Annotated in this window: 21 protein-coding genes and 2 pseudogenes; 12 read left to right on the top strand and 11 right to left on the bottom strand. The window is 68.7% G+C overall.

Annotation, left to right across the window (positions count from 1 at the left end; all coding sequences use genetic code 11):
- Positions 1 to 360: 360 nt before the first annotated feature.
- Positions 361 to 1,254 carry a LysR substrate-binding domain-containing protein gene (locus U4Z64_RS31675; protein WP_044843906.1) on the top strand — a complete coding sequence of 298 codons (894 nt, stop codon included), beginning with the start codon at positions 361 to 363 and terminating at the stop codon, positions 1,252 to 1,254.
- A gap of 264 nt (positions 1,255 to 1,518) precedes the next feature.
- Positions 1,519 to 3,768 carry a putative bifunctional diguanylate cyclase/phosphodiesterase gene (locus U4Z64_RS31670; RefSeq protein ID WP_321822025.1) on the top strand — a complete coding sequence of 750 codons (2,250 nt, stop codon included), beginning with the start codon at positions 1,519 to 1,521 and terminating at the stop codon, positions 3,766 to 3,768.
- A gap of 4 nt (positions 3,769 to 3,772) precedes the next feature.
- Here the strand turns inward: U4Z64_RS31670 and U4Z64_RS31665 are convergent, their stop codons facing one another.
- The 3 genes from U4Z64_RS31665 to U4Z64_RS31655 form a co-directional block, all read right to left on the bottom strand.
- Positions 3,773 to 4,864: a diguanylate cyclase domain-containing protein gene (locus U4Z64_RS31665; protein ID WP_124893605.1), complete on the bottom strand. Its 1,092-nt coding sequence runs from the start codon at positions 4,862 to 4,864 to the stop codon at positions 3,773 to 3,775.
- 55 nt (positions 4,865 to 4,919) lie between these two features.
- A complete protein-coding gene (locus tag U4Z64_RS31660) occupies positions 4,920 to 5,924 on the bottom strand; it encodes a chemotaxis response regulator protein-glutamate methylesterase (RefSeq protein ID WP_321822024.1) in 1,005 nt (334 codons plus the stop codon).
- Between the two features lie 381 nt (positions 5,925 to 6,305).
- Positions 6,306 to 6,530, bottom strand: coding sequence for a hypothetical protein (locus tag U4Z64_RS31655; protein WP_039357299.1), 225 nt, complete (start codon positions 6,528 to 6,530; stop codon positions 6,306 to 6,308).
- Positions 6,531 to 6,942: 412 nt separating this feature from the next.
- Here U4Z64_RS31655 and U4Z64_RS31650 point away from each other — a divergent pair.
- The 4 genes and pseudogenes from U4Z64_RS31650 to U4Z64_RS31635 all read left to right on the top strand — a co-directional run.
- A pseudogene (locus tag U4Z64_RS31650) lies at positions 6,943 to 7,053 on the top strand (5-oxoproline transporter, DUF969 family subunit); the annotation flags it as partial.
- Positions 7,044 to 7,253 (top strand): annotated as a pseudogene (locus tag U4Z64_RS31645) (5-oxoproline transporter, DUF979 family subunit); the annotation flags it as partial. The pseudogenes U4Z64_RS31650 and U4Z64_RS31645, both read left to right, overlap by 10 nt.
- 10 nt (positions 7,254 to 7,263) lie before the next feature.
- Positions 7,264 to 8,295, top strand: a complete 1,032-nt coding sequence (locus U4Z64_RS31640; protein ID WP_124488873.1) for a DUF2891 domain-containing protein — start codon at positions 7,264 to 7,266, stop codon at positions 8,293 to 8,295.
- A 154-nt stretch (positions 8,296 to 8,449) separates the two neighbouring features.
- Entirely contained in the window at positions 8,450 to 9,514 is a 1,065-nt protein-coding gene (locus tag U4Z64_RS31635; protein WP_321822023.1) for an asparaginase, read from the top strand.
- A 75-nt stretch (positions 9,515 to 9,589) separates the two neighbouring features.
- On the opposite strand, the gene U4Z64_RS31630 is transcribed toward U4Z64_RS31635, so the two are convergent.
- The gene (locus U4Z64_RS31630) at positions 9,590 to 10,564 is read right to left on the bottom strand and encodes a LysR family transcriptional regulator (RefSeq protein WP_257775320.1); all 975 of its coding nucleotides are present in this window, start codon (positions 10,562 to 10,564) and stop codon (positions 9,590 to 9,592) included.
- A 156-nt stretch (positions 10,565 to 10,720) separates the two neighbouring features.
- Here U4Z64_RS31630 and aspA point away from each other — a divergent pair, with 156 nt between their 5' ends.
- The gene (gene aspA, locus U4Z64_RS31625) at positions 10,721 to 12,127 is read left to right on the top strand and encodes an aspartate ammonia-lyase (protein WP_321822022.1); all 1,407 of its coding nucleotides are present in this window, start codon (positions 10,721 to 10,723) and stop codon (positions 12,125 to 12,127) included.
- A gap of 102 nt (positions 12,128 to 12,229) precedes the next feature.
- A complete protein-coding gene (locus U4Z64_RS31620) occupies positions 12,230 to 13,729 on the top strand; it encodes an amino acid permease (RefSeq protein WP_321822021.1) in 1,500 nt (499 codons plus the stop codon).
- Positions 13,730 to 13,762: 33 nt separating this feature from the next.
- Here the strand turns inward: U4Z64_RS31620 and U4Z64_RS31615 are convergent, their stop codons facing one another.
- The 4 genes from U4Z64_RS31615 to U4Z64_RS31600 form a co-directional block, all read right to left on the bottom strand.
- Positions 13,763 to 14,452: an alpha/beta hydrolase gene (locus U4Z64_RS31615; protein WP_124488869.1), complete on the bottom strand. Its 690-nt coding sequence runs from the start codon at positions 14,450 to 14,452 to the stop codon at positions 13,763 to 13,765.
- A 130-nt stretch (positions 14,453 to 14,582) separates the two neighbouring features.
- The gene (locus tag U4Z64_RS37675; RefSeq protein WP_415750614.1) at positions 14,583 to 14,927 is read right to left on the bottom strand and encodes a hypothetical protein; all 345 of its coding nucleotides are present in this window, start codon (positions 14,925 to 14,927) and stop codon (positions 14,583 to 14,585) included.
- Positions 14,928 to 14,972: 45 nt separating this feature from the next.
- On the bottom strand, positions 14,973 to 16,460 hold the full coding sequence (locus tag U4Z64_RS31605; RefSeq protein WP_044843918.1) for an aldehyde dehydrogenase: 1,488 nt from the start codon (positions 16,458 to 16,460) through the stop codon (positions 14,973 to 14,975).
- A gap of 28 nt (positions 16,461 to 16,488) precedes the next feature.
- Positions 16,489 to 17,085, bottom strand: a complete 597-nt coding sequence (locus U4Z64_RS31600) for a thioesterase family protein (protein WP_321822020.1) — start codon at positions 17,083 to 17,085, stop codon at positions 16,489 to 16,491.
- 261 nt (positions 17,086 to 17,346) lie between these two features.
- On the opposite strand from U4Z64_RS31600, the gene U4Z64_RS31595 reads away from it, so the two are divergent.
- On the top strand, positions 17,347 to 18,477 hold the full coding sequence (locus U4Z64_RS31595) for a porin (protein ID WP_321822019.1): 1,131 nt from the start codon (positions 17,347 to 17,349) through the stop codon (positions 18,475 to 18,477).
- 43 nt (positions 18,478 to 18,520) lie between these two features.
- On the top strand, positions 18,521 to 19,912 hold the full coding sequence (locus tag U4Z64_RS31590) for an FAD-binding oxidoreductase (RefSeq protein WP_321822018.1): 1,392 nt from the start codon (positions 18,521 to 18,523) through the stop codon (positions 19,910 to 19,912).
- 97 nt (positions 19,913 to 20,009) lie between these two features.
- Here the strand turns inward: U4Z64_RS31590 and U4Z64_RS31585 are convergent, their stop codons facing one another.
- From U4Z64_RS31585 to U4Z64_RS31575, 3 genes are read right to left on the bottom strand one after another with little or no spacing between them, the layout of a single operon-like run.
- Positions 20,010 to 22,139 carry an acetate--CoA ligase family protein gene (locus U4Z64_RS31585; protein WP_321822017.1) on the bottom strand — a complete coding sequence of 710 codons (2,130 nt, stop codon included), beginning with the start codon at positions 22,137 to 22,139 and terminating at the stop codon, positions 20,010 to 20,012.
- A gap of 50 nt (positions 22,140 to 22,189) precedes the next feature.
- Positions 22,190 to 23,347: an acyl-CoA dehydrogenase family protein gene (locus U4Z64_RS31580; protein ID WP_044843923.1), complete on the bottom strand. Its 1,158-nt coding sequence runs from the start codon at positions 23,345 to 23,347 to the stop codon at positions 22,190 to 22,192.
- Between the two features lie 3 nt (positions 23,348 to 23,350).
- Positions 23,351 to 24,139 (bottom strand): enoyl-CoA hydratase/isomerase family protein, encoded by a 789-nt coding sequence (locus U4Z64_RS31575; RefSeq protein WP_321822016.1) that lies wholly within the window; start codon positions 24,137 to 24,139, stop codon positions 23,351 to 23,353.
- Positions 24,140 to 24,285: 146 nt separating this feature from the next.
- On the opposite strand from U4Z64_RS31575, the gene U4Z64_RS31570 reads away from it, so the two are divergent.
- Both U4Z64_RS31570 and U4Z64_RS31565 read left to right on the top strand, forming a co-directional pair.
- Positions 24,286 to 25,452: an ABC transporter ATP-binding protein gene (locus U4Z64_RS31570; protein WP_321822015.1), complete on the top strand. Its 1,167-nt coding sequence runs from the start codon at positions 24,286 to 24,288 to the stop codon at positions 25,450 to 25,452.
- Between the two features lie 146 nt (positions 25,453 to 25,598).
- Positions 25,599 to 26,708 (top strand): ABC transporter substrate-binding protein, encoded by a 1,110-nt coding sequence (locus U4Z64_RS31565; protein WP_321822014.1) that lies wholly within the window; start codon positions 25,599 to 25,601, stop codon positions 26,706 to 26,708.
- Positions 26,709 to 26,718: the final 10 nt, after the last annotated feature.

Below are 26,718 nucleotides of genomic sequence, written 5' to 3'. Positions count from 1 at the left end.
CGCGTTCTGCGGGGTGAGCAGGTGGTCGTTCGCGGGATCGCGAATCGGTTCGCTTGCCATGGTTGCCTCCAGAAACAGGACAGGAAGTGAGAGAAATCCCGAGGATCCAGGGTGGGCGGCCGCGGCGTCGGGATCGTCGTCGCGGCGGGGCGCCCGTGCTGTCGCACACGTCCGATACGGTGCGCGCGGCGGGCGAATGCTCCAAGCTTAGTCAATCGATTCGGCGCGCGAGGCACCCGGCAGGGAAAGTCTCCGGTCGCGTTCGCGCAATCGATCCCCATCGAAGAACGATGCTATGCGCGCAACAACCGGGTTTCCAGTCCCGTAGAATGCCGTCAGTGTTCTATGGGTGGAACAATCATGGATGACCTGAACGACCTCTACTATTTCGTGAAGGTGGTCGAGCACGGCGGCTTCACGCAGGCGGGGCGGGCGCTGGATGTCCCGAAGTCGACGCTGAGCCGGCGCATCGCCGCGCTGGAAGCGCACTACGACGTGCGGCTGCTGCAGCGGACGACGCGTCATTTCACGGTCACGGAAACCGGCCGCGAATTCTACGAACGCTGCCTCGCGGTGCTGGTCGAAGCCGACGCGGCGCGCGAGGTGATCGAGCGCCGGCACGCGGAGCCGCGCGGGATCGTCCGCGTGAGCTGCCCGACCGCGCTGCTCGAATATCGCGTGAGCGAGCTCGTCGCGCGCTTCATGGCGATTCATCCGGCGGTACACGTGCATCTCGAAGCGACGAACCGCCGGGTCGACCTGCTGAGCGAAGGCTTCGACCTGGCGCTGCGCGTGCGTTTCCCACCACTGGAGGACAGCGACCTCGTGATGCGGATTCTCGGCGACAGCCCGCAGCGGCTGGTGGCCGCGCCGCAGTGGCTGGCCGGACGCACGGTCCCGGCCGACCCGGCCGAGCTGGCCGGCGAGCCGAGCCTCGACTGGGGGCCGCCGCGGCAGCACGTGTGGCAGCTGGTTGGGCCGAACGGCGAGCAGGCGCAGCTGCGCCATCATCCGCGCTACATCTCCGACGACATGCACGCGTTGCGCGACGCGGCGATTCATGGCGTCGGCATCGTGCAGTTGCCGTGCATGGTCATCGAGGACGACCTGCGCGACGGCACGCTGATAGACGTGCTGCCGGGGTGGGCGCCGAAGGGCGGCGTGATTCACGCGGTGTTCCCGTCCCGGCGCGGGCTCCTGCCGCGCGTGCGGCTGCTGATCGACTTCCTCGCCGAACACATCCGCAAGGACTGACGGCGGCCGGCGGGGGCGGTGCGCTATAAGTAATCGTCTGACAAATCGCGGCGGCGTCCCGCCGGCCGCGACCACGCGTATACCCTCGATGCGCGCGGGTACGCCAGCGGGCGCGGATTGGTGTTAAATATATTTTGGCGCGCCGTGACCGGCGTGCAATGGGGGCGCACCGGGGGGGCGAGTCGACTCGGGGCGATATACGGCACGAAGAATCGCTACGAATCGGGCGCATCAGACCCGGTCGAACTGACGGCAGGATTCATCTTGAATACCGAACCGCAAAGTTCTCGCTACAGTCTCGGCCTCGCAGCGGAAGTGCTCGCATCCGAGCAAAGCGTGCTGAGGCTGATCACACGCAATACACCACTGCCGGAACTGCTCGTCGAGGTCTGCAGGCGCGCCGAGGCGCTGCTCGGCGACGGCGCGTCGTGCACGATCCTGCTGCTCGACGCGGACGGCGTGCACGTGCACGTCGGTGCCGCGCCGTCGCTGCCCGTGCAGTACAGCGCGGCGATCGACGGCGCATCGATCGGGCCCGCCGCGGGCTCGTGCGGCACGGCGATGTACGAGCGCCGGATGATCGCCGTCGAAGACATCGAAACCGATCCGCTGTGGGCCGCCTACCGTTCGTTCGCGTTGCCGCACGGCCTGCGCGCGTGCTGGTCGGTACCGTTCCTGGACGATACGGGCACCGTGCTCGGCGCATTCGCCGTCTATCACCGTACGCCGCGGCGGCCCACCGACACCGAAACCGACCTGCTGCGCGATATCGGCAACAGCGTCGGCCTCGCGGTGCACCAGGACTGGATCGCGCGGCAGCTCGCGCGCAGCGAGGAACATCACCGCCTGGTCGTCAACAGCCTGAACGAAGGGATTCTCGTCGTGTCGCGCGACGGCATGGTGATCGCGAGCAATCCGAGCGCGAACCGGATGATGCGTGCGAAGGGCGACCTCGTCGGCCGCCGGCTGTCGACGGTGATCCTGTACAAGCTGCGCGAGGACGGCACACCGCTCGCCCCCGACGACTGGCCGAGCCGGCTCGCGTTCACCACGGCCATGCCGCAGCTCGACTACTCGGTCGGCTTCGGGCTCGCCGACGGCGACGTCATCTGGGTGCGCGGCAACGCGGTGCCGATCGTGAAACCGGGCGAGACGCAGCCCGAATCGGTGCTCGTGTCGTTTCATGACATCGGCCCCGTGCGCGAAGCGCAGCAGCAACTGCGCTACCTGGCGACGCGCGACGCGCTGACGGGCCTCTACAACCGGCGCTGGCTCTCCGAACGGATGCGCGAGCTGTTCGGCGCGCGCGACGCGGCGGCCGGGCCTGCGCATGTCGCGATCCTGTTCCTCGATCTCGTCGGCTTCAAGAAGGTCAACGACACGGCCGGCCACGAGGCCGGCGACGCGCTCTTGCGCAGCGTCGCGGCGCGCCTCGCGGCCTGCGCGGGCGGGCGCCACGCGCTCACGCGCGTCGGCGGCGACGAGTTCGTGATCCTCGTCGACCACTGCGACGATCCCGACGAGCTGGCCGTGCTCGCGCGCGAGGTGATCGACACGATCGCGCAGCCGTTCGAGATCGCGAACAACGAATACTGGCTCGGCGTGTCGATCGGCATCAGCGTCGCGCCGCGCGATGGCGACGATTCGGTCACGCTGATGCGCAACGCCGACTCCGCGATGTACGACGCGAAGCAGCGCGGCCGCAACCACTTCACGTTCTTCACCGCGCAGCTGAACCAGCGCCTCCAACGCCGCTTCGCGATCGAGCAGTCGCTGCGGCGCGCGTTCTCGTCGGACATGCTGCGGCTCGCGTACCAGCCGGTCGTCGACGCGCGCAGCGGCCGCACGGTCGGCGCCGAAGCGTTGCTGCGCTGGACGAGCCCTGAACTCGGGCCGATGTCGCCGGCGGAATTCATTCCGGTCGCGGAAGATACCGGGCTGATCGTCGCGATCGGCCAGTGGGTGCTCGAAACGGCCTGCCGGCAGGCCGCCGAATGGCGCCGCACGATCGCGCCCGACCTGACGCTCGCGGTCAACCTGTCGCCGCGGCAGTTCCACGAGGGGCTCGTCGAGTCGGTCTACCACTGCCTCGCGCAGACGCAGCTCGATCCTGGGGCGCTCGAACTGGAGATTACCGAAGGACTGCTGATGAACGACACGGACACCGTGCTGCCGATGCTCGAAGCGCTCACGGACATGAACGTGCGGATCTCGGTCGACGATTTCGGCACCGGCTACTCGTCGCTCGCCTACCTGAAGCGTTTCCCGCTGCACAACCTGAAGGTCGACCGTTCGTTCGTATCGGGCGTGCCCGATCATCGCGACTCGGTCGCGATCACGCAGGCCGTCGTCGCGATGGCGCATTCCCTCGGGATGAAGGTCACCGCGGAAGGCGTCGAGACCCAGGCGCAGTCGTGGTTCCTGCAGCAGATCGGCTGCGACATGCAGCAGGGCTACCTGTTCGGCCGGCCGCTCGATCCGACCGATTACGCGCGCCGGCTCGTCACCGTGTAGGCGTTCAGGCGAAACCGCCGCCGGCCGGCGGAACCGGGGGCGCCGGCGGCGCGTCGATCTCGACGCGATTCTTGCCGTCGTGCTTCGCGCGATACAGCGCGCGATCGGCCGCCTCGATCAGCGAGGTGGTCGGCAGGCCGGGGGCCGGCACGATGCTCGCGCCGCCGATGCTGATCGTCACGTAGCGACCCGTCGACGCGTGCACATGCTCGAGCCGCAGCGACTCGACCGCGAGGCGGATCTTCTCGCCGAGCAGCCGCGCGGCGCCCGGCGACGTGGCCGGCATCACGACCGCGAACTCCTCGCCGCCGAAACGCGCGGCGAGATCGCCGGACTGCCCGAGACAGCGTTCGATGGTCGTCGCGACCTGCTTGAGCACGCTGTCGCCCGACACGTGGCCGTACGTGTCGTTGTACAGCTTGAAGTTGTCGACGTCGATCATCAGCAGCGACAGCTCGCTGCGCTCGCGCGTGCCGCGCCGCCATTCGGCGGCCAGGTATTCGTCGAGATAGCGGCGGTTCGACAGCCCGGTCAGGCCGTCCGAATGCGTGAGGCGCCGCAGTTCGAGATTGGCCTCGAGCAGTTGCTGCTGCGATTGCCGTAGCGCGCGATAGGCCTCGTCGCGCTGCAGCAGGTTCATGTACGAGCGCGAGTGATAGCGGATCCGCGCGACCAGCTCGATGCGGTCGGGCAGTTTCACGAGATAGTCGTTCGCACCGGCCGCGAACGCGGCGCTCTTGATCACCGGTTCTTCCTGCGTCGACAGCACGATGATCGGCACGTCACGCGTCGCCGGATTCGCGCGGTATGCCTTCACGAGACTCAGCCCGTCGATGCCGGGCATCACGAGATCCTGCAGGATCACGGTCGGCCGCGTCTCGATCGCGGTCGCCAGCGCGTCGTCCGAGCGCGGGCAGTAGTGGAAGTCGATGCCGTCCTCGTCGACGAGTGCGCGCCGGATGGCTTCCGCGACGATCGTCTGGTCGTCGACGAGCAGGACCATCGCGGGGGTGTCGGCGTGCGGCGTGGGCGGCACGTGCAAGGCGTCGAACGCCGCCTGCAGGCTGCCGGGCGGGCGGGTGAGGTCGCTGGTCATGATTGATGCAGGGTCGCGCCATGGCTGCGACGGGTGTGACAGGGTTTCATTGGGTTCAGATTCGCGCGAGTGCCGCCAGCTCGCCCGCGATGCGCTCGAGCGGCAGGATCGCGCGGGCCGCGCCGAGCGTCGCGGCCGCCTTCGGCATGCCGTAGACGGCGCTGGTCGCCTCGTCCTGCGCGATCGTGTGATAGCCCTTCATCCGCAGGGCCTTCAGGCCGATCGCGCCGTCGCGTCCCATGCCGGTCAGCAGCACGCCGATCACGCGGCCCGGCCAGTGCTCGGTCAGGCTGTTGAAGAACACGTCGACCGACGGCCGGTACGGCGTGGCGGCCGGTTCGCGCGTGTATTCGAGCGTGCCGGTGCGCGTGATGCGCAGGTGATCGTCGGTCGCCGCGAGCAGCGCGACGCCCGGCTGCGGGCGGTCGCCTTCGTGCGCGACGCGCACGGTCAGCGGCGTCTGGCCGTCGAGCCATTGCGCCATGCCTTCGGCGAACGCGCGATCGACGTGCTGGACGATCACGATCGGCGCGCTCAAGTCGGCCGGCAGGCTGCCGAGGATCGACGCGAGCGCGCCGGGGCCGCCGGCGGACGCGCCGATCGCGATCAGCGGGCCGCCGCCCGTGCGCGAGGCCGTGCCGGCCGCGCGGACACCGCCGGGCGCGTCGAGCAGGCGGCCGATCTGGTCGATCTTGGCGAGCAGCAGCCGCGCGGTGTCGCCGGCCGCGTCTTCGCCGAGGCGAGGCGTATCGACCGCGTCGAGCGCGCCGGCACCCATCGCTTCGAACACGCGCCATGCGTTCGCGCCGATGCAGCTCGTCACGATCAGGATCGCGCACGGGCGGGCGGAACGCATGATCCGCCGCGTCGCCTCGATCCCGTCGCACTTCGGCATGACCAGGTCCATCAGCACGACGTCGGGCGGTTGCGCGGCGCACAGTTCGACGGCTTGCGCGCCGTCGGTCGCGACCCACAGCACGCGATGCTCGGGCCGGCGCGCGAGCGCGCGGCGCATCGCCTCGACGGCAAGCGGGAGGTCGTTGACGATGCCGATATTCACAAGCGGGATGCTCCGGTCGGTTCGTAGTGTTGGGTATGGGCCGGGTTCATGAAAGGCAGTGCCGGTTCGGCGCCGCCGAACGGCATCGGCGGGCGCGCGGCACGGAATTCTTTTCGATTGGCGACGTCCGCATGCTGTCATGCGGCGCGAGCGGCGGCAATCGAAAAAATTGCGCATTGCGTCGTTTCAGACCCTTTTCTCTATTCCGGGGCGACATTTTTTGCCGCCCGCGAAGGCGGACGGCCATCTGCGGGACGATGCGGCAGTGCGGAAACCCGTTGCCGGCGCGTTCGTTTCGGCGGGAAACGGGCGGGCGCATGCGCGGGCATCGGCGAGCCGGCCGCGCAGGCCGGCGCACCGCGCCCGGGCGCGTTCAGTCGATCAATGGCTGCGCGCGTACCCCTGGATCAGCGCGCGCATCATCCCTTCGACGGTTGCGTCGAGCAGGTCGGCTTCCTGCTCCGATTCCTCGACGAGCGCGGCATAGGCGGTCGCGAGCGTCACGCGGTCGACTTCGTGGCGTTGTTCCATCAGCGTCACCATCCCGTCCTTCGCCAGATGAGCGGAGAACGCGCGGCTGCCGATGGTCTGGAATACGTCAATCATGGCGGCTCTCCCGAACGTTGCCGATGCCTTCCAGTTTAGTCGGCGCACCGGCGCTCCGCCATGCGCGGCGGGCGCGCGGGCCGCCCGCGGTTCGCGCGGCGCAAGCGTGCATGCCGCGCGCGCCGCCGTTGCCGCCCGCTCGTGCCGCACACGGTCGAAACACCGCTGACACACCGCTGGCACACGACTGACATGCGGCTGACATGCGGCTGACATGCGGCTGACATGCAGCTGACATACGGCAGGCACAAGGCCGGCGCACGGTAGTACCGGTTTCAACGTTTGGCCGAAGCCTTAAATTGTCGACTTTTTATCGATAAAATCTGGTGTTGGATTTTGCGGCCTGAACCCGGTCGAAACCGGGCGGACAGCACGTCGTCACGGCGCCGCGCATCCAACACAAGGAGGAGCAATGCTGGTGCTGATTGGCGTGCCGATCGTCGTGATCGGTTTCGCGCTGCGCTTCAACGCGCTGCTGGTGGCGACGATCGCGGGCCTCGCGACGGGGCTGGCGGGCGGGATGCGATCCTCGGCGCGATCGGGATGCCGAGCGGCTTCTGCGATACGCTGATGACGCCGATGGCCGCGAACTTCAACATCGTGCCGGCCGCGCGGCTCGAACTGAAGGACAAGAACGGCGTGATCAAGGCGCAGTGGCCGACCGCCGTGTTGCTGCTGGCCGTCAACACGCTGCTGATGTACGCGTTCGTATTCCGCTTCTGACGAGATGCCCATGACCGACCGACTGACCCCCGAACTCGCCTCGAAATTCGCGTCGCTCGCGCTCGCGCACCTGACCCGCGAATATCCGAACAGGCTCACTCATTCGCTCGAAGGCCCGCACGACGTGCAGGGGCCGCGCGCATTGCACCCGATCTTCTACGGCAGCTACGACTGGCATTCGTGCGTGCACGGCTACTGGCTCGTGCTGCGCGTGCTCGAACGCTATCCGGCGCTGGCGGAAGCCGAGCGGATCATCGCCGTCGTCGACGCGCATTTCACCGACGCGAACGTCGCCGGCGAACGCGCGTATCTCGCGCTGCCGCACAACAGCGGCTTCGAGCGGCCGTACGGATGGGCGTGGCTGCTGGCGCTGTCCGCGCAGCTGGAGCGGCTCGCGCTGAAGGGCGTGGTGCCGCAGGCCGCCCGCTGGGCGAAGACGATCGCGCCGCTCGCCGACCTGTTCGTCGCGCGCTTCGAGACCTTCCTGCCGAAGGCGACCTATCCGCTGCGGGTCGGCACGCACTTCAACACCGCGTTCGCACTGGCGCTCGCACTCGACTTCGCGCGCGCGACGCAGCGCGACGGGCTCGCGGCGCTGATCGTCGATACCGCGAAACGCTGGCACCTGAACGATGTCGCGTGCCAGGCGTGGGAGCCGTCGGGCGACGAGTTCCTGTCGCCCGCGCTGATGGAGGCGGAGCTGATGCGGCGCGTGCTGCCGGCGGCCGAATTCGACGGCTGGTTCGCGCGTTTCCTGCCGGATCTCGCGCGCGGCGAGCCGGCGACGCTGTTCGTGCCGGCGACGGTCAGCGACCGCAGCGACGGCAAGATCGCGCATCTGGACGGCTTGAACCTGAGCCGCGCGTGGTGCCAGCGCGCGCTGGCCGGCGCGCTGCCGGAAGGCGATGCACGGCGCGCGAGGCTGCTCGACGCGGCCGACCGGCATCTCGCGAGCGCGCTCGCGCACGTGGCCGGCGATTACATGGGCGAGCACTGGCTCGCGACGTTCGCGCTGCTGGCGATCGAAGGCTCCGTGTACTGAATCTGTCAGGTTTTCGTGGGGGCCGACGGCTTTGCATCCGGCGCAATACCACTTTCCACCGGCCGACCGGCTCGCCCCTGCGGCAGACTCGATACACTGCCGTACCGGTTGCACGGGCCCCGGCATTCAGGCCCCGACGAAGGAGACAAGACAGATGGACACCCAACGCGCAGCGGTCGTGACGTACCGCGGCAAGGCGATCGAGAACAAACACGTCGCCGACGTGGCGGTGGTGGATGCCGGCGGCAAGCTGCTGTTCCGGCTCGGCAATCCGTACCGGATGACGCTCGCGCGCTCGGCGGCGAAGCCGGCCCAGGCGCTGTCCGTGATCGAGACGGGCGCGCCCGAGCGGTTCGGTTTCGACGACGCGGACATCGCGTTGATGTGCGCGTCGCACAGCAGCGAGGAGCGGCACATCGCGCGCACGCGGGCGATGCTGGAGAAGGTCGACGCGCAGGAGTCGGATCTGCGGTGCGGCGGGCATGCGCCGCTGTCGGACGCGGTGTACCGGTCGTGGATCAAGCGCGACTACACGCCGACCGGCGTCTGCAGCAACTGTTCGGGCAAGCATGTCGGGATGCTGGCCGGCGCGCGGGCGATCGGCGCCGCGATCGCCGACTATCATCTGCCGGAGCATCCGATGCAGGTGCGCGTGAAGCAGGTGGTCGCCAACGCGTGCGGCCTGCGCGACGACGAGGTCGACTGGGCGATCGACGGCTGCAACCTGCCGACGCCGGCGTTCCCGCTCGACCGCCTCGCGCGTCTTTACGCGTCGCTGGCCGACGGCGCGGATACGGTGGCAGCCGGCGGCACCGCGGCGAGCGGTCGCGTGCGTGCGCTGGCGCGCATTCATCATGCGATGACGGCCCATCCGGAGCTGGTCGCCGGAGAAGGGCGCTACTGCACGGTGCTGATGGATGCGTTCGACGGGCAGGTCGTCGGCAAGCTCGGTGCGGATGCGTGCTACGGGATCGGCGTACGCGCATCGGCGCGCACGCGGGCGCTCGGCGCCGACGGCGCGCTCGGCCTCTCGGTGAAGATCGAGGACGGCAACATCGACGTGCTGTACATGATGGTCAGCGAACTGCTCGAGCGTCTGCAGATCGGCACGGACGCGCAGCGCGCGCGGCTCGCCGCGTTCCACCGGCCGCGGATGCTGAACACGCAGGGTGTCGAGATCGGGCACGCGACGTTCCCGTTCGAATTGCAGCCGGCCTGACGGGCGTCGGCGCACCGGTGCCGCGGGCCGCGGTGCGCAGCGGCGCCGCGTTGCCGGCCGGCGCGACGGCAGCCGCTACGCGCCCGCGTCGCGAATCTTCGCCAGCTCGACTTCCGACAGCTCGCCGATGTGCGCGAGATGCTCCATGAGGAAGTCCTTCAGCACGCGCAGCTTCGCCGAGCTGCGCCGGTTCGACAGATACGCGATGTAGATGTAGTCGCCCGTCAGCTTGTTCTGCAGCCGGTAGCGCGGCAGCACGGCTTCGAGCCGGCCGCTCGCGAGCAGGTCGCGCACCAGCCAGATCTCGAATTCGGCGATGCCGAGCCCCGCGCAGGTCGCATCCAGCAGCAGTTCCGAATGATCGGTGACGAGGTTGCCGGCCGGCAGCACGCTGTGCCGCGCGTCGCCGCGCACGAGCTCCCAGCGCGGATCGCCTTCCGGGTGCACGTAGCGCAGGCAGTTGTGATGCCGGAGATCGTCCGGCGTCGCGGGGCGTCCGCAGCGGTCGAGATAGCCGGGCGTCGCGCACAGGATGCTGTCGTTGCGCGACAACCGGTGGACGACCAGGTTGTCCAGGTAGTTCTCGCCCTCGTGAATGTCGAGGTCGAAGCCGCCGGCGACGAGGTCGTTGTGGTTGTCGGTGAGCCGCACGTCGAGCTGGATCGTCGGGTAGCGTGCGAGAAACGGCGCGATCATCGGCGCGAGGTGGCGGCGGCCGAACGCGACCGGCGCGGTGAGCTTCAGCGGGCCGCTCGGCTGCGAATTGAGCTCGGCGACGACGCGCAGCGTGTCGTCGAGATCGGCGATCAGCGTGACCGCGCGTTCCAGGTAGATGTGGCCGGCCTCGGTCAGCGTCACGCTGTGCGTCGAGCGATGCAGCAGCGCGACGCCTAGTGCGTCCTCGATCGCCGTGATCTTGCGCGCGACGGTGGACGTCGACACGTGCATCTCCTTCGCGACCGCGGAAAAACTCCCCATTTCGACGACCCGCACGAACGCGCGCATCGCGCCGAGGTGATCGATGCCGGTGTCTCTTGCCATTGTTTTCATTCGTCTCTCGCTGTTGCGTCCCACGCAAAACCGCTTTCGATAATACAGAGGCGAGCTTCTTTATGCAAAGGCATAGAATGCGATCCCGTCGCACGGGGAAGCGGTGAACGCAGCCGCCTGGCCGCGGCGGCACGAGACATTTCAGGAGGGGCACCCATGACGGAAAACGGCTTCCGCGTCGAAGCGGATCTCTTAGGGAAACGAAGCATTCCGGAGTCGGCGTACTACGGCGTCCATACGCTGCGCGCGAAGGAGAACTTCGACATTTCGGGGCGCACGATCGCGTCGCTGCCGTACCTCGTCATGGCGCTCGCGGCGGTGAAGGAAGCCGCGGCCGACGCGAACTGCGAGCTCGGGCTGCTGCCGCACGCGTATCGCGACGCGATCGCCGCCGCCTGTGTCGAGATCCGCGAAGGCCGCCTGCACGACCAGTTCGTGGTCGACATCATCCAGGGCGGGGCCGGCACGTCGACCAACATGAACGCCAACGAGGTGATCTGCAACCGCGCGCTCGAGATCATGGGGCACGCACGCGGGCAGTACGAATACCTGCATCCCAACGAGCACGTCAACCTCGCGCAGAGCACGAACGATGTCTACCCGACCGCGATCCGGATCGCGACCTGCTTCGCGGTCGAGCATCTGCTCGACGCGATGGCGCGCCTGCGCGATGCGTTCGCGGAGAAGGCCGACGCGTTCTCGGATCTGTTGAAGCTCGGCCGCACGCAGTTGCAGGACGCCGTGCCGATGACGCTCGGCCAGGAGTTCTCGACCTACGCGGTGATGGTGACGGAAGACATCGCGCGCCTGCAGGAAGCCGGCGTGCTAATGCGTGAGATCAATCTCGGCGCGACCGCGATCGGCACCGGCATCACCGCCCATCCGCAGTACGCGGAGAAGGCGCTGGCCGCGCTGCGCCGCATCACCGGCCTGGACCTGAGCACCGCGCCGAACCTGATCGAGGCGACGCAGGACTGCGGCGCGTTCGTGCAGGTCTCCGGCGTGCTGAAGCGGATCGCGGTCAAGCTGTCGAAGATCTGCAACGACCTGCGGCTGCTGTCGAGCGGCCCGCGTGCCGGCTTCGGCGAAATCAACCTGCCGCCGGTGCAGGCCGGCTCGTCGATCATGCCGGGCAAGGTGAACCCGGTGATTCCGGAAGTCGTGAACCAGGTCGCGTTCGAAGTGTTCGGCAACGACCTGACGGTGACCTTCGCCGCCGAGGCCGGCCAGCTTCAGCTCAACGCGTTCGAGCCGGTGATCGCGAGCGCGCTGTTCCGCAGCTTCGGCCATCTGACGGCCGCCTGCACGACGCTCGCGGACCGCTGCGTGAGCGGAATCACCGCGAACCCCGAGCGCTTGCGCGAAACGATGGAGCGGTCGGTCGCGCTCGCGACCGCGCTGAACCCGTACATCGGCTACAAGCGCGCGACCGCCGTGGCCGCCGAGGCGCACGCGAGCGGCAAGTCGATCCGCGAAGTCGTGCTCGATCGCCAGCTGATGACCGCCGCGCAACTGGACGAGGCGCTGCAGCCCGAAGCGCTGATCCGTCCGCGCGCGTACTGATTCCGGCCGCGCGGCGCCGGCGCCTGCCGCCGGCGGCCCGCGCGCGGCCGTTCCCGCAGCGCCCGTCGACGGGCGCGACACATCAAGAAACGGAGACACACCATGAAGCACGCCAGCGAGCGCGCGGCCGACCCGGCCGGCGGCGCGGACCCCCGTCACGCCGATCGCGATGCGATGTTCGCGTCGCACGAGGCCGGCTATGCGCAGCACCTGAAGCCCCGACACGTGCAGATGATCGCGATGGGCGGTGCGATCGGCACCGGCCTCTTTCTCGGCGCGGGCGGCCGCCTGCAGAGCGCGGGGCCCGCGCTGGCCGTCGTGTATCTCGTGTGCGGCGCATTCGCCTTCCTGATCATGCGCGCACTCGGCGAGCTCGTGATGCACCGGCCGACCAGCGGCTCGTTCGTGTCGTACGCACGGGAGTTCATGGGCGAGCGCGCGTCGTTCGTCGCGGGCTGGATGTACTACCTGAACTGGGCGACCACCGGCATCGTCGACATCACCGCGGTGGCGATCTACATGAAGTACTGGGCCGTGTTCACCGACGTGCCGCAGTGGGTGTTCGCGCTCGGCGCGCTGGGGATCGTGTCGGTGATGAACATGATCGGCGTGAAGGTGTTCGGCGAGATGGAGTTCTGGTTCTCGATCGTCAAGGTGGGGACGCTCGCGCTGTTCCTCGCGGTCGGCGCCGTGTTTCTCGCGAGCGGCCATCCGGTTGCCGGGCAGATGCCGGGGCTGCACCTGATCGCGGATCACGGCGGGATCTTCCCGCACGGGATCCTGCCGGCGGTGCTGATCGTGCAGGGCGTCGTGTTCGCGTATGCGAGCATCGAGCTCGTCGGCGTCGCGGCCGGCGAGACCGCCGATGCGCGCAAGGTGCTGCCGAAGGCGATCAACAGCGTGATGTGGCGCATCGCGCTGTTCTACGTCGGCTCCGTCGTGCTGCTGACGATGCTGCTGCCGTGGACCGCGTACAGCGCGCACGAAAGCCCGTTCGTCACGTTCTTCAGCAAGCTCGGCGTGCCGTATGTCGGCACGGTGATGAACGTCGTGGTGCTGACCGCCGCGCTGTCGAGCCTGAACTCCGGCCTCTATTCGACCGGGCGCGTGCTGCGTTCGCTCGCGATGGGCGGCTCGGCGCCGCGCTTCGTGTCGCGGATGAACGCGCGCGGCGTGCCGTACGGCGGGATCCTGGTCACGGTCGCGGTCAATGCGATCGGCGTGCCGCTGAATTACATCGTGCCGGCGCAGGCGTTCGAGATCGTGCTGAACATGGCGTCGCTCGGGATCATCACGACCTGGGGCTTCATCGTGATGTGCCAGATCCTGTTCCGCCGCGCGGTCAATCGCGGCGAGCTGAGCCCCGTGTCGTTCCGGATGCCCGGCGCGCCGTTCACGTCGTGGCTCACGCTCGGGTTCCTGGTCAGCGTGCTGGTGCTGATGGCGTTCGATTACCCGGGCGGCACGTGGACCGTCGCGATGATTCCGGTGGTCGTGCTCGCGCTGGTGGTCGGCTGGAAGCTGGCCAAGCGCGGTGCCGCGCGAGAGGCTGCTGCTCGGGCTGGCGTGCCGATCGTTGCCGATCCGGCGAGCAACATCTGACGGCAGGCCCGGGCGGGCGACCGCCCGGTGCGATCAATTCAACCCGGCGCGTGCGCCGACCCAGCGGCTGAAGTCGCCGGCCATCTGCGCGGTCAGCTCGTGGCCGGCGTCATAGAGCTGCGTGTCGTGCGCGACGCCGAGCGCCGTCAGCTTCGCGTCGGCCGTGTTCGCCCACGCGACCGGCAGCTTGTCGTCGAAGCGGCCGTGCATCACCAGCGCGTGCAGCGGGCTCAATGCATCGCGCGACGCGATCAGCGGATCGATCTCCGGCAGGATGCGCCCGCACAGCACCGCGAACGCGGCGACGTCGGCCGGCGAGGTGAGACCGACGCTCGCGCTCATGATGCCGCCCTGGCTGAAGCCGGCGATCACGGTCGGCAAGGCGGCGGGTTCGTTCCCGGTGTCCCGCGCGCGCAACGCGCGCAGCAGCGCGATCAACTGCACACGGCTCGCCTCCGCGCGGGCCGCATCGATTTCCGGGCCGTTCGGGCCGAAGCGCACCGGAAACCACGCGTGCTGGCCGGGGCCGAACGTCAGCGGCCCGCGCACGAACGCGATTTCGACGCGCGGATCGATCGTGGCGGCCAGGTTCAGCAGGTTGGTTTCGTTGCCGCCGACGCCGTGCAGCAGCAACAGGCGGCCCGCGGGGCGGCCGGCGGCCGGGCGCAGCCGGTAGTGGAGGCCGGATTCGGGGTCGGTGGTCAGCGGCAGGACATCGGTCATTGCGTGGGTCCGGTGGGGGAGTGATCCGATAGTCTAGAACGCGCGGACGGGGAGATGAATCGCCGGATGGTGATTGATTGTTTCCTGTCGGGAATGAATGTGGAGCCGGAATGTCCGATATTGGGTACGGCTACGTGTGTCCCGTCGCGAGCAAATTTCCCGAGAGGCGACCGTTCATCACCAATATGTCGACCGCACGATTCGCCGCCGCGACCCACAGTCGGCAAAATATCCACGCTTTGTCGATGCATGGAGTGCCGAGATGGAGACCGCCAAGATTTTCGAGCATGATGGATCGCAGGCTGTTTGCTTGCCGAAGGATTTCCGCGTCGATACCACGGAGGTCCGGATTCGGCGGCACGGCGCGTCTGTCATCCTCGAGCCCGTGCCGTAAGGCTGGGCGTGGTTGACGCCGCTGATCGGCCCGGTTGATGCCGATTTCGAGGAAGCTGCGACAACCGAGCCCGCCGCTCATGAATGCTCCGGGCCGGACGTGTTCGAATGAAGTTTCTGCTGGATATCACCGCAACCGGATCACCGTCGACTTCAACTCCGTGTACTTCTCCAGCGCGTGCAATGAGTTGTCGCGCCCGTTGCCCGATTCCTTGAAGCCGCCGAACGGGAAGTTCATGTCGTCGGTTTCCTCGTAGCCGTTCACCCACACCGTGCCGGCCCGCAGCCGCCGCGCGGTTTCGTGCGCGGTCGTCAGGTTCGCGGTCCACACCGACGCCGCGAGCCCATAACGCGTGTCGTTCGCGAGCGCGACGGCCGTATCGAGATCGTCGAACGCCGTCACCGCCAGCACCGGCCCGAAAATCTCCTCGCGCACGATCCGCGCATCGGCCCGCGGACAGTCGAACACGGTCGGCTCGACGTACTGGCCGCCGCTCGCGGCGCGCGCGCGCCGGCCGCCCGCGAGCAGCGTCGCCTCGTCGCGGCCGGCGTCGACGTAGCCGAGCACGCGCTCGACCTGCGCGGCGTCGATCAGGCTGCCCATCCGCGTGTCGGGCGACAGCGGATCGCCGGGCGCATACTCGGGCGCGATCGCGAGCACGCGCGCGACCAGTTCGTCGCGGATCGCGCGATGGACGAGCAGGCGCGAACCCGCCGTGCACATCTGCCCGGTGTTGTAGAACACCGCATGCGCGACGGTGCGCGCCGCGCGTTCGAGATCGGGGCAATCGGGCAGCACGATCTGCGGCGACTTGCCGCCGAGTTCGAGCCATACGCGCTTCAGGTTCGAATCGGCCGCGCAGCGCGCGACTTTATGGCCGACCGCGGTCGAGCCGGTAAACGCGATGCAGTCGACGTCCGGATGCCGCGCGAGCGCTTCGCCTGCATCGCCGAACCCCGGCAGCACGTTCAGCACGCCGGCCGGCAGCCCGGCCTGCACGGCCAGCGCGGCGAGCCGCAGCGCGCTCAGCGGCGACTTCTCGGACGGCTTGAGCACGACGCTGTTGCCCGCCGCGAGCGCGGGCGCGCATTTCCACATCGCGATCATCGCGGGGAAATTCCACGGCACGACAGCCGCGACCACGCCGATCGGCTCGCGCGTGACGAGCCCGACGAGATGCGCGTCGGCCGGCGCGACCTCGCCGCCGGTCTTGTCGATCGCCTCGGCGAACCACTCGGCGCAATACGCGGTGGACGGGATGTCGATCGTGGTCGTATCGCCGATCGGCTTGCCGGTGTCGAGCGTTTCGAGCAGCGCGAGATCGTTCGCGTGCTCGCGGATCAGCGCGGCCCAGCGCAGCAGCACGCGCTTGCGTTCGCGCGGCGACGCGTCGCGCCAGATGCCGCTTTCGAACGCGCGCCGCGCGGCGGCGACCGCGAGGTCGGCGTCGGCCGCGCGGCAATGCGCGACCTGCGCGAGCACGCGGCCGTCGATCGGGCTCGTGCATGTGAAGGTGGCGCCGTCGTGCGCGTCGCGGAACGTGCCGTCCACGAACGCGCGGGAAGCGATGTCGAGCTGGCCGGCGCGGCTGCGCCAGGCGTCGTGCGTCTGCATGGGAAAACTCCGTCGTGGTTCGGCTCGGTCAGCGGGAAGTGGAGGCAGCGGAAGCAGCAGGGGCCGCGCGGCGGATCGCGATCGCACGGCCCGCGTGCGGCTCGCGCGGCGCGCACGCATGCTCGGCGTGAATCGCGTCGAGATGCCGGCGGATCGCGTCCGGAAACGGCGCCGAGCGTTTCGCGCGCATGTCCACGTGCGTGAGCAGCTGTTCGCCGGTCGCGAGTTGCGCGCCGGTCGTCGCGTGATGCATCGAATGGAACACGTGCAGCCGGCGATCGTCCAGGTCGAGCAGCCGCACCGTGAGCCGCAGCGGCTCGCCGAGCATCGCTTCGCGCAGGTGGCGGATGTGCGTTTCCGCGGAATAGATCGAGCAGCCGGCTTCGCGATAGTCGTCGTCGATGCCGAAGTAGCGGAAGAACGCATCGCTGCTGTCGCCGAACACGAGCAGGTAGCACGACTCGCTCATGTGGCCGTTGTAGTCGACCCACTCGGGCTGCACGATGCAGCGATGCAGTTCGAGCGGCGTCGCGATCGGCGCGGCCGGGTCGTACGGGCGCGACTTCTGTCCTTCGTAGGCCGAGCGCAGGCGCGGCTCGGCGGCGGGGCTGAGGGTGGTCGTCATCCAGTGCACTCCGAGGTTCGGAACGGGCCCGCACGTCGTCCGCGGGGCTGCCGGTCGATGTTATGACGGGTTGAACGTTTTTTCAATAATGAAATCGCCGATGGGTGTAAACACCGGTGCATCCGATCTCGTCAATCTATTGAACATTCATTCAGCAAAACCTATACTCGCCAGCGCCGCGGTGCCGAAGCGAAGCAGGCGGGCGGCGTTCACGCACAACGAAAATCGAGCCGCCGCGCGCGGCAACCGGAGACACCGAAAATGAAGAAGCGCTTCCTGCTGGCCGGCAGGATGTCGGTGATGGTCCACGGCTACGCCCATGCCCAGAGCAGCGTGTCGCTGTACGGGATCATCGACGGCGGCATCACCTACGTGAACAACACGGGCGGCGCGCATGCGTACCTGTTCGACGACGGCGTGTCGTACGGCAACCGCTTCGGCCTGATGGGCACCGAGGATCTCGGCGGCGGCAACAAGGCGGTGTTCAAGCTCGAGAGCGGCTTCCGGCTCGGCACCGGCAGGCTGAACCAGGGTGGCGCGATGTTCGGGCGGCAGGCGTACGTCGGGCTCGGCAACGACTGGGGCACGCTGACGTTCGGTAATCAGTACGACTTCGCATTCGACTTCACGGCCGCGTACAACGTCAGCGCGTTCGGCAGCGGCTACGGCGTGCATCTCGGCGATTTCGACCGCCAGAGCGGGGACCGGCTGCAGAACGCGGTGAAATTCGTCAGCAACAGCTTCCACGGGCTCGTGGTCGGCGGCATGTATTCGTTCAGCAACGACGCGGGCAGCTTCCATGACGGGAGCGCATGGAGCGTGGGCGCGAGCTACACGCACGGCGATTTCTCGGCGGGCGGCAACTACACGCGGCTCAACGCGCCACGCCGGCTTGCCGCGCTCGATCCGTATGCGCAGATGGGCGTGCGGACGATGCTCGGGCAGACGGTCGCGACGGTCGACCCGGCGACGGGCGCCGTCACCGACCTGCACGATTCGACGCCGTTCTCGATCGATTCGCAATCGATCTTCGGTGTCGGCGCGTCGTACACGTTCGGCAAGCTGACGCTGAACGCGGACTTCAGCAACACGACGTTCAAGGGCTACGGACAATCGTCGACGATGCGCGTGTACGAAGCGGGCGGCCTGTACCAGGCGACCGTGCCGCTGTCGCTCGTCGCCGGCTATCAGTACACGACGTTCGAAGGTCATCACTGGCACGAAGTCGCGCTCGGCGCGCATTACGCGCTGTCGAAGCGCACCGACGTGTATGCGGCGGTCGACTGGATGCGTGCATCGAACGGCGTCGACGCGGTGATCGGCTACAGCTTCACGCCGTCGACGAGCCGCACGCAGGCCGCCGCGCGCATCGGCATGCGGCACAATTTCTGATCCTCACTCGTTCCCGGGCCGGGTTCGGCCGGCCCCGTCGATCATGTCCGATCCTTCCTTGAACGGCGACGTCGTCGCCGCATTGCGCGACGCACTCGGCGCCGATTGCATCGGCGTGGGCGACGCCATCGGCGCGCGTCATTTCACGAACTACGGCGAAGCGGCCGGCCCGCGGCCGCGCGCGTTGGTGCGGCCGCGCAGCGTCGACGACGTGAGCCGTGCGCTCGCGATCTGCACCGCGTATCGTCAGACGGTCGTGCCGCAGGGCGGGATGACGGGCCTCGCGGCAGGCGCCGGGCCCGGTGCGCAGGACGTCGTGCTGTCGCTCGACCGCATGAAGGGCGTCGTCGAGATCGATGCGGACGCGGCCACCGTCACCGCGTGGGCCGGCACGACGCTGCAGGAGCTGCAGCAGGCAGTGGACGACGCGGGATTCGCGCTCGGCATCGATCTCGGCGCGCGCGGCTCGTGCCAGATCGGCGGCAACGTCGCGACCAATGCGGGCGGCAATCGCGTGATCCGCTACGGGACGACGCGCGAGCAGGTACTCGGCCTCGAGGTCGTGCTGGCCGATGGCACCGTGCTCAGTTCGCTGAACAAGATGCTGAAGAACAACGCGGGTTACGACCTGCGGCAGATTTTCGTCGGCAGCGAAGGCACGCTCGGCGTCATCACGCGCGTCGTGCTGCGGCTCCATCCGCGGCTCGCCGCGCCGTCCACCGCGTTGTGCGCGGTGCGCGATACGGCCGCGGCGCTCGCGCTGCTGCGCGACGCGCGTGCCGCATGCGCGGACTTGCTGAGCTTCGAGGCGATGTGGCCGGCGTTCTACGGCTACGTGTGCGCGCATACGCCCGGCACGCGCGCGCCGCTGCCGGCGGACGGCGGCGTCAAGGTGCTGATCGAATGCGCGAGCGGCGATGCCGCGCAGACGGCCGAACGGTTCGAAGCGGTGCTGGCCGACTGGCTCGAACGCGGGTTGATCGACGATGCGGCGCTCGCGCAGACCGCGGCCGATGCGCAGGCCTTCTGGACGGTGCGCGAAGGGCTCGCGATCGACGATCTCCCTGGCGTCGTCAATTTCGACGTCGGCATTCCGCCGCGCGCGACGGAGAAGTTCATCGACGCGTGCGAGCGCGCGCTGAACGCGCGCTGGCCCGGGGCGCACGTGTTCTTCTTCGGCCACCTCGGCGACAGCAACCTGCATGTGTGCGTTTCCGCGCCGTATGCGACGGGCGAGGGCGCGCACGACGTCGACGCGGTGTTGTATCCGCTCGTGCGCGACGCGGGTGGCTCGGTGTCGGCCGAGCACGGGATTGGCCGCTACAAGCGCGACTGGCTCGGTTGTTCGCGCAGCGACGCCGAGATCGCCGCGATGCGACATCTCAAGCATGCATTCGATCCGTTCGGACTACTGAATCCAGGAAAGGTGATCTGAACGGCAGGGCGTTCTTCGTTTTCGACGGACGACTCGGCAATCAGGCGGCGGCCCGCTCGCGCATCACGCAAGCGGGCCGCCGCGTTTCAGGCCGGCATCACGCGTCGAGCCGCACCAGCGCATCGACGGCCACCGCGCCGCGTTCCATCACCAGCAGCGGATTGACGTCGAGTTCGACGAGCGTGTCGGCATGCGCCTGTGCGAAGCGTGCGATCGCCATCACGTTCGCGACGACCGCATCGAGATCGGCCTTCGGCCGCCCGCGATAGCCGTTCAGCAGCGGGCCGAGCTTCAACCCGAGCAGTGCGTCGCGCACGTCGCTTTCGCGCACCGGCAGCAGCAGCGTCGCGGTGTCGCGGATCAGTTCGACCAGCACGCCGCCGGTGCCGAGCACCAGCGCGAGACCGAAATTCGGCTCGCGCTTCACGCCGACGATCAGCTCGAGCAGCGGTGCGTCGGCCATCTTCTCGACGAGGATGCGTTCGACGTGCACATCCGGCGCATAACGCGCGACCTGTTCGGTCATTCGCACGACGGCCGCGGCGACGGCTTCGGGCGAGCCGAGCTTCAGCGCGACCGCGCCGGCCTCGGTCTTGTGCGGCAGGCGATCGCTGACCACTTTCACGCAGACCGGAAAGCCGAGCCGCTGCGCGGCGGCCGGCGCATCGGCGGGCGCGACGCATTCGGCCGGCGGCACGTCGAGCCCGTGCGCGGCCAGCATCCGCTTGCTCGCCCATTCGTCGTGCAGCGTCGCGGTGCCGTGGCCGCCGTCGCCCGCGCGCAGCACCGGCAGCGCGTTCAGCGCGTCGGCGTCGAGCACGCGGCGGCGCGTGTCGCCGTAGGCCATCGCCGCGCCGATCGCAGCGATCCCGTCGGCCAGCCCCTGCAGCGGCGCGATACCGGCGGCGGCCATGCGGGCCGCGTGATCGGGCGGCGTCAGGTCCGGAAACACCGAGATCACCGCGCCGACCACGCCGTGCTGGCGTGCGGACGCCGCGTACGCGTCCGCGGCGATGTCGCACAGCGGCCGCTCGCCGGTCGCTTCCTGCGGATAGTCGAGGATCATCGCGGCGGCGCCCGGGCGATCGGCGAGCAGCGCGTCGCAGCACGCGCGCATCTTGTCGGGGTCGCCCCACGGCGTGGTCGTGAAGTCGAGCGGGTTCGCGATCGTCGCGTACGCGGGCAGCACGTTGCCGAGCGCGTCGCGGCCGGCATCGCCGACCGGCGGAAAAGCGATGCCGCGCGCTTCGCCGAGATCGGCGACGAGCCCCGCATCGCCGCCGGACGTCGCCAGCGCGGCGAGCGTGCGGCGCTCGGGCACGCCTGCGATCGCGAGCAGCTTCAGCGTCTCGACGAGGCCGACCGGATCTTTCACACGGATCACGCCGAGCCGCCGGAACAGCGCGTCGTACAGCGTGTCCGAGCCCGCGAGCGAACTCGTGTGGCTCATCGCGAGCTGCGCGCCGAGCGTCGACGTGCCGCTCTTCAGCGCGACGATCGGCACGCCGCGCGCGAGCGCGCGGGCCGCGGCCTCGCTGAACGCGCGCACGTCCTTCAGCCCTTCGAGATGCACGCCGATCGCGCGGATGCGCGGATCGTCGACGAACGCATCGACGAGACGCGCGATATCGACCGACGCCTGGTTGCCGACGCTCGCGAGATACGCGAACGGCACCGAGCGCGCGCTCATCGACAGGTTGTACGCGAGGTTGCCGCTCTGCGTGATCACCGCGACGCCCGATTCGACGCGCGGCGCGCAATGCGCGACCGGCCACAGCGCACTGCCGTTCAGCCCGTTGATCAGGCCGTAGCAATTTGGCCCGAGCACGGCCATGTCGCCGGCCGCGTCGACCAGCGCCTGCTGCAGCGCGGCACCGTCGGCGCCCGTTTCGGAGAAACCCGACGCATAGACGATCGCGCCGCCGGCGCCGCGTGCGGCGAGCGCGCGCACGACGTCGATCGCCTGGCGCGCGGGCACCGCGACGAACACGGCGTCCGGCGCGGCGGGCAGGTCGGCGACGCTCGCATGGCAGCGCACGCCGTCGATCTCCACATGATTCGGATTGACGAGCCGGATATCGCCGGCATAGCCGTAATCGCGACAGCGCTGCACGGCGCCCGCGATGCCGCGTCCGCCGACGAACGCGATGCTGGCCGGGTCGAGCAGCCGGCGCAGATTGGCCGCGGCGGCCGCGCGGCGATCCCTGACTGCGGGAGAGGAAGTCATGAAAGGTCCTTTCGGAAGTCGCGCCGGACGCGCCGGCGCGACGATTCGCGTCAGCTGTAGCGTCGGAGGATTTCCTTGGACAGGATATGGCGCTGGATCTCGGACGTGCCTTCCCAGATGCGCTCGATGCGCGCATCGCGCCAGAAGCGCTCGATCGGCAGTTCGTCCATCAGCCCCATGCCGCCGTAGATCTGCACCGCGTGATCGGTCACTCGGCCGAGCGTCTCGGTCGCGAGCAGCTTCGCGAGTGCGGCGTCGCCGTCGGTCATCGTGCCCTGGTCGAGTTTCTGCGCGGTGTACAGCGTGACGAGTTCCGCCGCGCGGATCTCGGTCTGCATGTCCGCGAGCTTGAACGACGTGCCCTGGAAGTCGCCGATGCGCTTGCCGAACTGATGACGCGTCGCGGCCCATTCGGCGGCCATCTCGAACGCGCGCTGCGCACGGCCGATGTTGTTCGCGGCGACCATCACGCGGCCGGCGGTCAGCCAGTCGTTCGCGAGCTCGAAGCCGCGATGCTCTTCGCCGAGGATCTGCGCGGCGCTCACGCGGCAGTCGGAGAGGAAGATCTCCGACTGGTGATAGCCGCGCAGGCTCGTGCAGTGCGGGCCGCGCCGTACGGTCATGCCCGGCGTGTCCTTGTCGATCAGGAAGCAGGTCACGCGCTTGCGCTTCTGGCCGCGTACTTCCTCCTCGCCGGTGACGGCGAACAGGATCACGAAGTCGGCCGTGTCCGCGTGACTGATGAAGTGCTTGCTGCCGTTGATCACGTAGTCGTCACCGTCGCGCACCGCGCGCGTGCGGATGCCCATCGCGTCGGAGCCGGCGCCCGGCTCGGTCAGCGCGAAGCAGTCGACGCGCTCGCCGCGCACGGCCGGCTTCAGGTAGCGCTCGACCTGGTCGCCCTTGCACGCCATCAGGATCTTGCTCGGCCGCGCGACGAACACGTGCAGCGCCCAGCTCGTGCGGCCGAGCTCGCGTTCGACGAGCGCCTGCGTCACGTAGTCGAGCCCCGGGCCGCCGGCGCTCTCGGGCATGTTGAACGCATAGAAGCCGAGCTCGAGCGACTTGCGGCGGATCGAGTCGGCGAGTTCGGGCGGCACGTCGTCCGCGCGATCGACCGCGAATTCATGAGGCTGCAGTTCCTTCTCGACGAACTGACGCAGCGACGTCACCAGCATTTCCTGCTCTTGGGTCAGCGAAAAATCCATCGATCATCTCCCGACAAAATGAGGTGCGCGACCTTCGACCGACGCGCGAAGCGCTTCCTGGCCGTCCTCGCTGTGACCGCACGCGACGCCGGCCGCCAGCTCGCCGCGCAGTTGCTCGGCGAGGGTGTGCGTGAGCGATTGCGCGAGCAGCGCCTTGGTGTGGCCGAACGCGACGCTCGGCCCTTGCGCCAGACGCGCGGCGAACGCGGCGACGTGTGTCGCGAAATCGTCGGCGTCGACGACGTCGGACACGAGCCCCGCGGCAAGCGCGTCCTGCGCGTTCCAGCGTTCGTTCAGAAAGATGAAGCGGCGTGCGACGTCGGGGCGCGCGATGCGCGGCAGGAACCAGCTTCCGCCCATGTCGGGGCTGTAGCCCATGCCCGTATACCCGCAGCGCAGCGTCGCGGCCGTGCTCGCGATGCGGAAGTCGCACGCGAAGCCGATGTCGGTGCCGGCGCCGACCGTCGAGCCGTTCAGCGCGGCGATCGTCGGACGCGGAAATGCGGCGAGCGTCTGCACGAAACGGTGCGCACGCTCGGTCCAGCCGTAGGTGTCGAGTTCGCCGTTGCGCTCGGCCTCGGCCCATTCGTCGACGTCCGCGCCCGCGCAGAACGCGCTGCCGGTGCCGGTCAGTACGACGCAGCGCACGGCCGGATCGTTCGCGAGCGCGTCGAGCGTCTCGCGAAGAAAGTCGAGATGCGGCCGCGCGAGCGAATTGCGTTTCGCCGGGCGGTTCAGGCGAATGGTCACGACGCCGTCGTGCCGTTCGATTCGAATGTCCTCGATGCTCATGCTGATCACTGTCTCCTGGTTGTTGTGTGTCGGGGTGGTGTCAGAGCCGGCAAGGGTCGCCGCTACTTGCGGACCGCATTTCGGCATAGTATAAGTTCTGTTAAATGAACGTTCAACCCAATTGTGAGTCGACCAGGAGACACACGATGAGCGCGGTGATGGAGACGTCGGCAGGTGTGGAGGGCGGCAGGACCGGGGCGCATGCGGCACGCGCGGCAGCGGCGCGGCATGCGGCGGGCGGCGCGGGCCTGCAGATCGATCGCGTGTCGAAGCGCTACGGCAGCGTGCACGCGCTGCGCGAAACGACGATCGACATTCCGCGCGGCGAATTCCTGACGATCCTCGGGCCGTCGGGTTCGGGCAAGACGACGCTGCTGACGATCGTCGCGGGCTTCGAGCATCCGAGCAGCGGGGACCTGCGCGTCGGCGGCCGCAGCATCGTCGCGCTGCCGCCCGAGAAGCGCAACTTCGGGATGGTGTTCCAGGGCTATGCGCTCTTTCCGCACATGACGGTCGAACAGAACGTCGCGTATCCGCTGATGGTGCGCAAGCAGAAGGGGCCCGACGCGGTGAAGCGCGTGAAGGCCGCGCTCGATCTCGTGCGGCTCGGCCATCTCGCCGATCGCCTGCCGCGCCAGTTGTCGGGTGGCCAGCAGCAGCGCGTCGCGATCGCGCGCGCGCTGGTGTTCGATCCCGATCTCGTGCTGCTCGACGAGCCGCTCGGCGCGCTCGACCGCAAGCTGCGCGGCGAGGTGCAGGTCGAGCTGAAGGCGCTGCACGAGCGGCTCGGCGCGACGTTCCTGTTCGTCACGCACGACCAGGAGGAAGCGCTGTCGATGTCGGACCGGATCGCGATCATGCGCGACGGCCGGCTCGAACAGATCGGCACGCCGGACGGGCTCTACGAGCAGCCGGCCAACCGCTTCGTCGCGGACTTCCTCGGCAAGAGCAATTTCATCGAAGGTGTCGCGCTCGGCGGCGATGCTTCGACGACGCATTACCGCGTCGGCGATGCGCGCTTCGTCGCGCCTGCGTGCGGTGCGCGGCCCGACGAGCCGCTGCTGTTCGCGCTGCGCCCGGAGAAGGTCGCGGTGTCGGCGACGTCGTGCGGCGGCGCGCACAACGAAGTCGCGGGCCGCATTCGCCACTGGAGCTATTTCGGTTCGTCGTACCGCTTCGAGATCGAGACGCCGGCGCTCGGCTGCGTGACGGCCGACGTGCCCGCATGGCGCGGGCTCGCGTCACCACGCAGCGGCATGGACGTGTTCGTGCAGTGGGAGCGCGACGCGACGTGTCGGATCGCGGCCGACTGACGCGGCGCACGCTGCATCCCGCGCGACGCGGCACGAGCCGCCGTCGCCGCCGACTCACCGACTGACGGATTCACTGATTCACCGATTCGCCGATGCCCGAAAACGACGAGACGCGTGCGGGCGCTGACCAGCCTGGAGGAGACACCATGACGAACCGCCATCTGCGGGACCTGCTCGACCAAGCACGCGAACTTCAACCGGCGACGTCGCAGCGCCGCCGCGATTTTCTGCGGTTGTGCGCGGCGGCCGGCATCGCGCCGACGCTGCTGTCGCTCGGCGCGAAGGACGCACTCGCGTCGAACCCGAAGGAAATCGTGCTCAGCGCATGGGGCGGCGAAGCGCGTTCGGCGTTCCGCTCCGCGTACATGGACCCGTTCACGAAGGCGAGCGGCATCCGGATGGGCTACGACTCGTCGCCGGAGGACGGCAAGATCAAGGCGATGGTCGAGAACCGGAACGTGATCTGGGACGTGATGGATCTCGACGGCTTCGCGGCGATCAAGCTCGGCAAGCAGGGCTTCCTGCGGCCGATCGACTATTCGGTCGTCGGCCGCAACACGCTGCCGGGGCTCGCATCGGACTTCGGCGTGCCGTCGTACCTGCTGAGCTACGTGCTCGTCTACGACGCGCGCAAGTTCGGCACGAATCCGCCGAAGAACTGGGCCGATTTCTGGAACGTCGGCAAGTTTCCGGGCAAGCGCGGGCTGTGGAAATGGATGGGCGGCGCGCTCGAAGCCGCGCTGATGGCCGACGGCGTCGACAAGGACAAGGTCTATCCGATCGACGTGCCGCGCGCGCTGAAAAAGCTGAAGGAACTGCGCTCGAACGTACTGCTGTGGGATTCGGGCGCGGACAGCCTGCAGTTGCTGCGCAACGGCGAAGTCAGCATGGCGTGCATCTGGCATACGCGCGCGAACGTGATCCAGCGCGAGAGCAATGGCCGGTTCCGCTATACGTGGGAGCAGGGGCTCGCGTCGTGCGACGTGTGGGGCGTGCCGAAGAACAATCCGTCGGGCGATGCCGTCTGGCAGTTCATCAAGTTCGTGCAGGGCGTCGAGCCGCAGGTGCGCCTGCTGTCGCTGCTCGGCAACGGGCCGGTGACGCCGGCCGCGACCGCCGCGGTGCCGCAGGCACTGCGCGCCGACAACCCGGGCACGCCGGAGAACTGGGCAAAGCAGTGCAAGGTGAATCCCGAGTGGTGGGCGCAGCACTACGAAGCGACGCTCGCGCAGTACACCGACCTGATGTCGTCCTGAGCCGCCGCCT

The organism is Burkholderia sp. BCC1996 (genome assembly GCF_905339955.1).
GTDB lineage: Bacteria > Pseudomonadota > Gammaproteobacteria > Burkholderiales > Burkholderiaceae > Burkholderia.
Note: the sequence above shows the minus strand (reverse complement) of the source record. Positions and strands in the feature narration are given on the sequence as shown.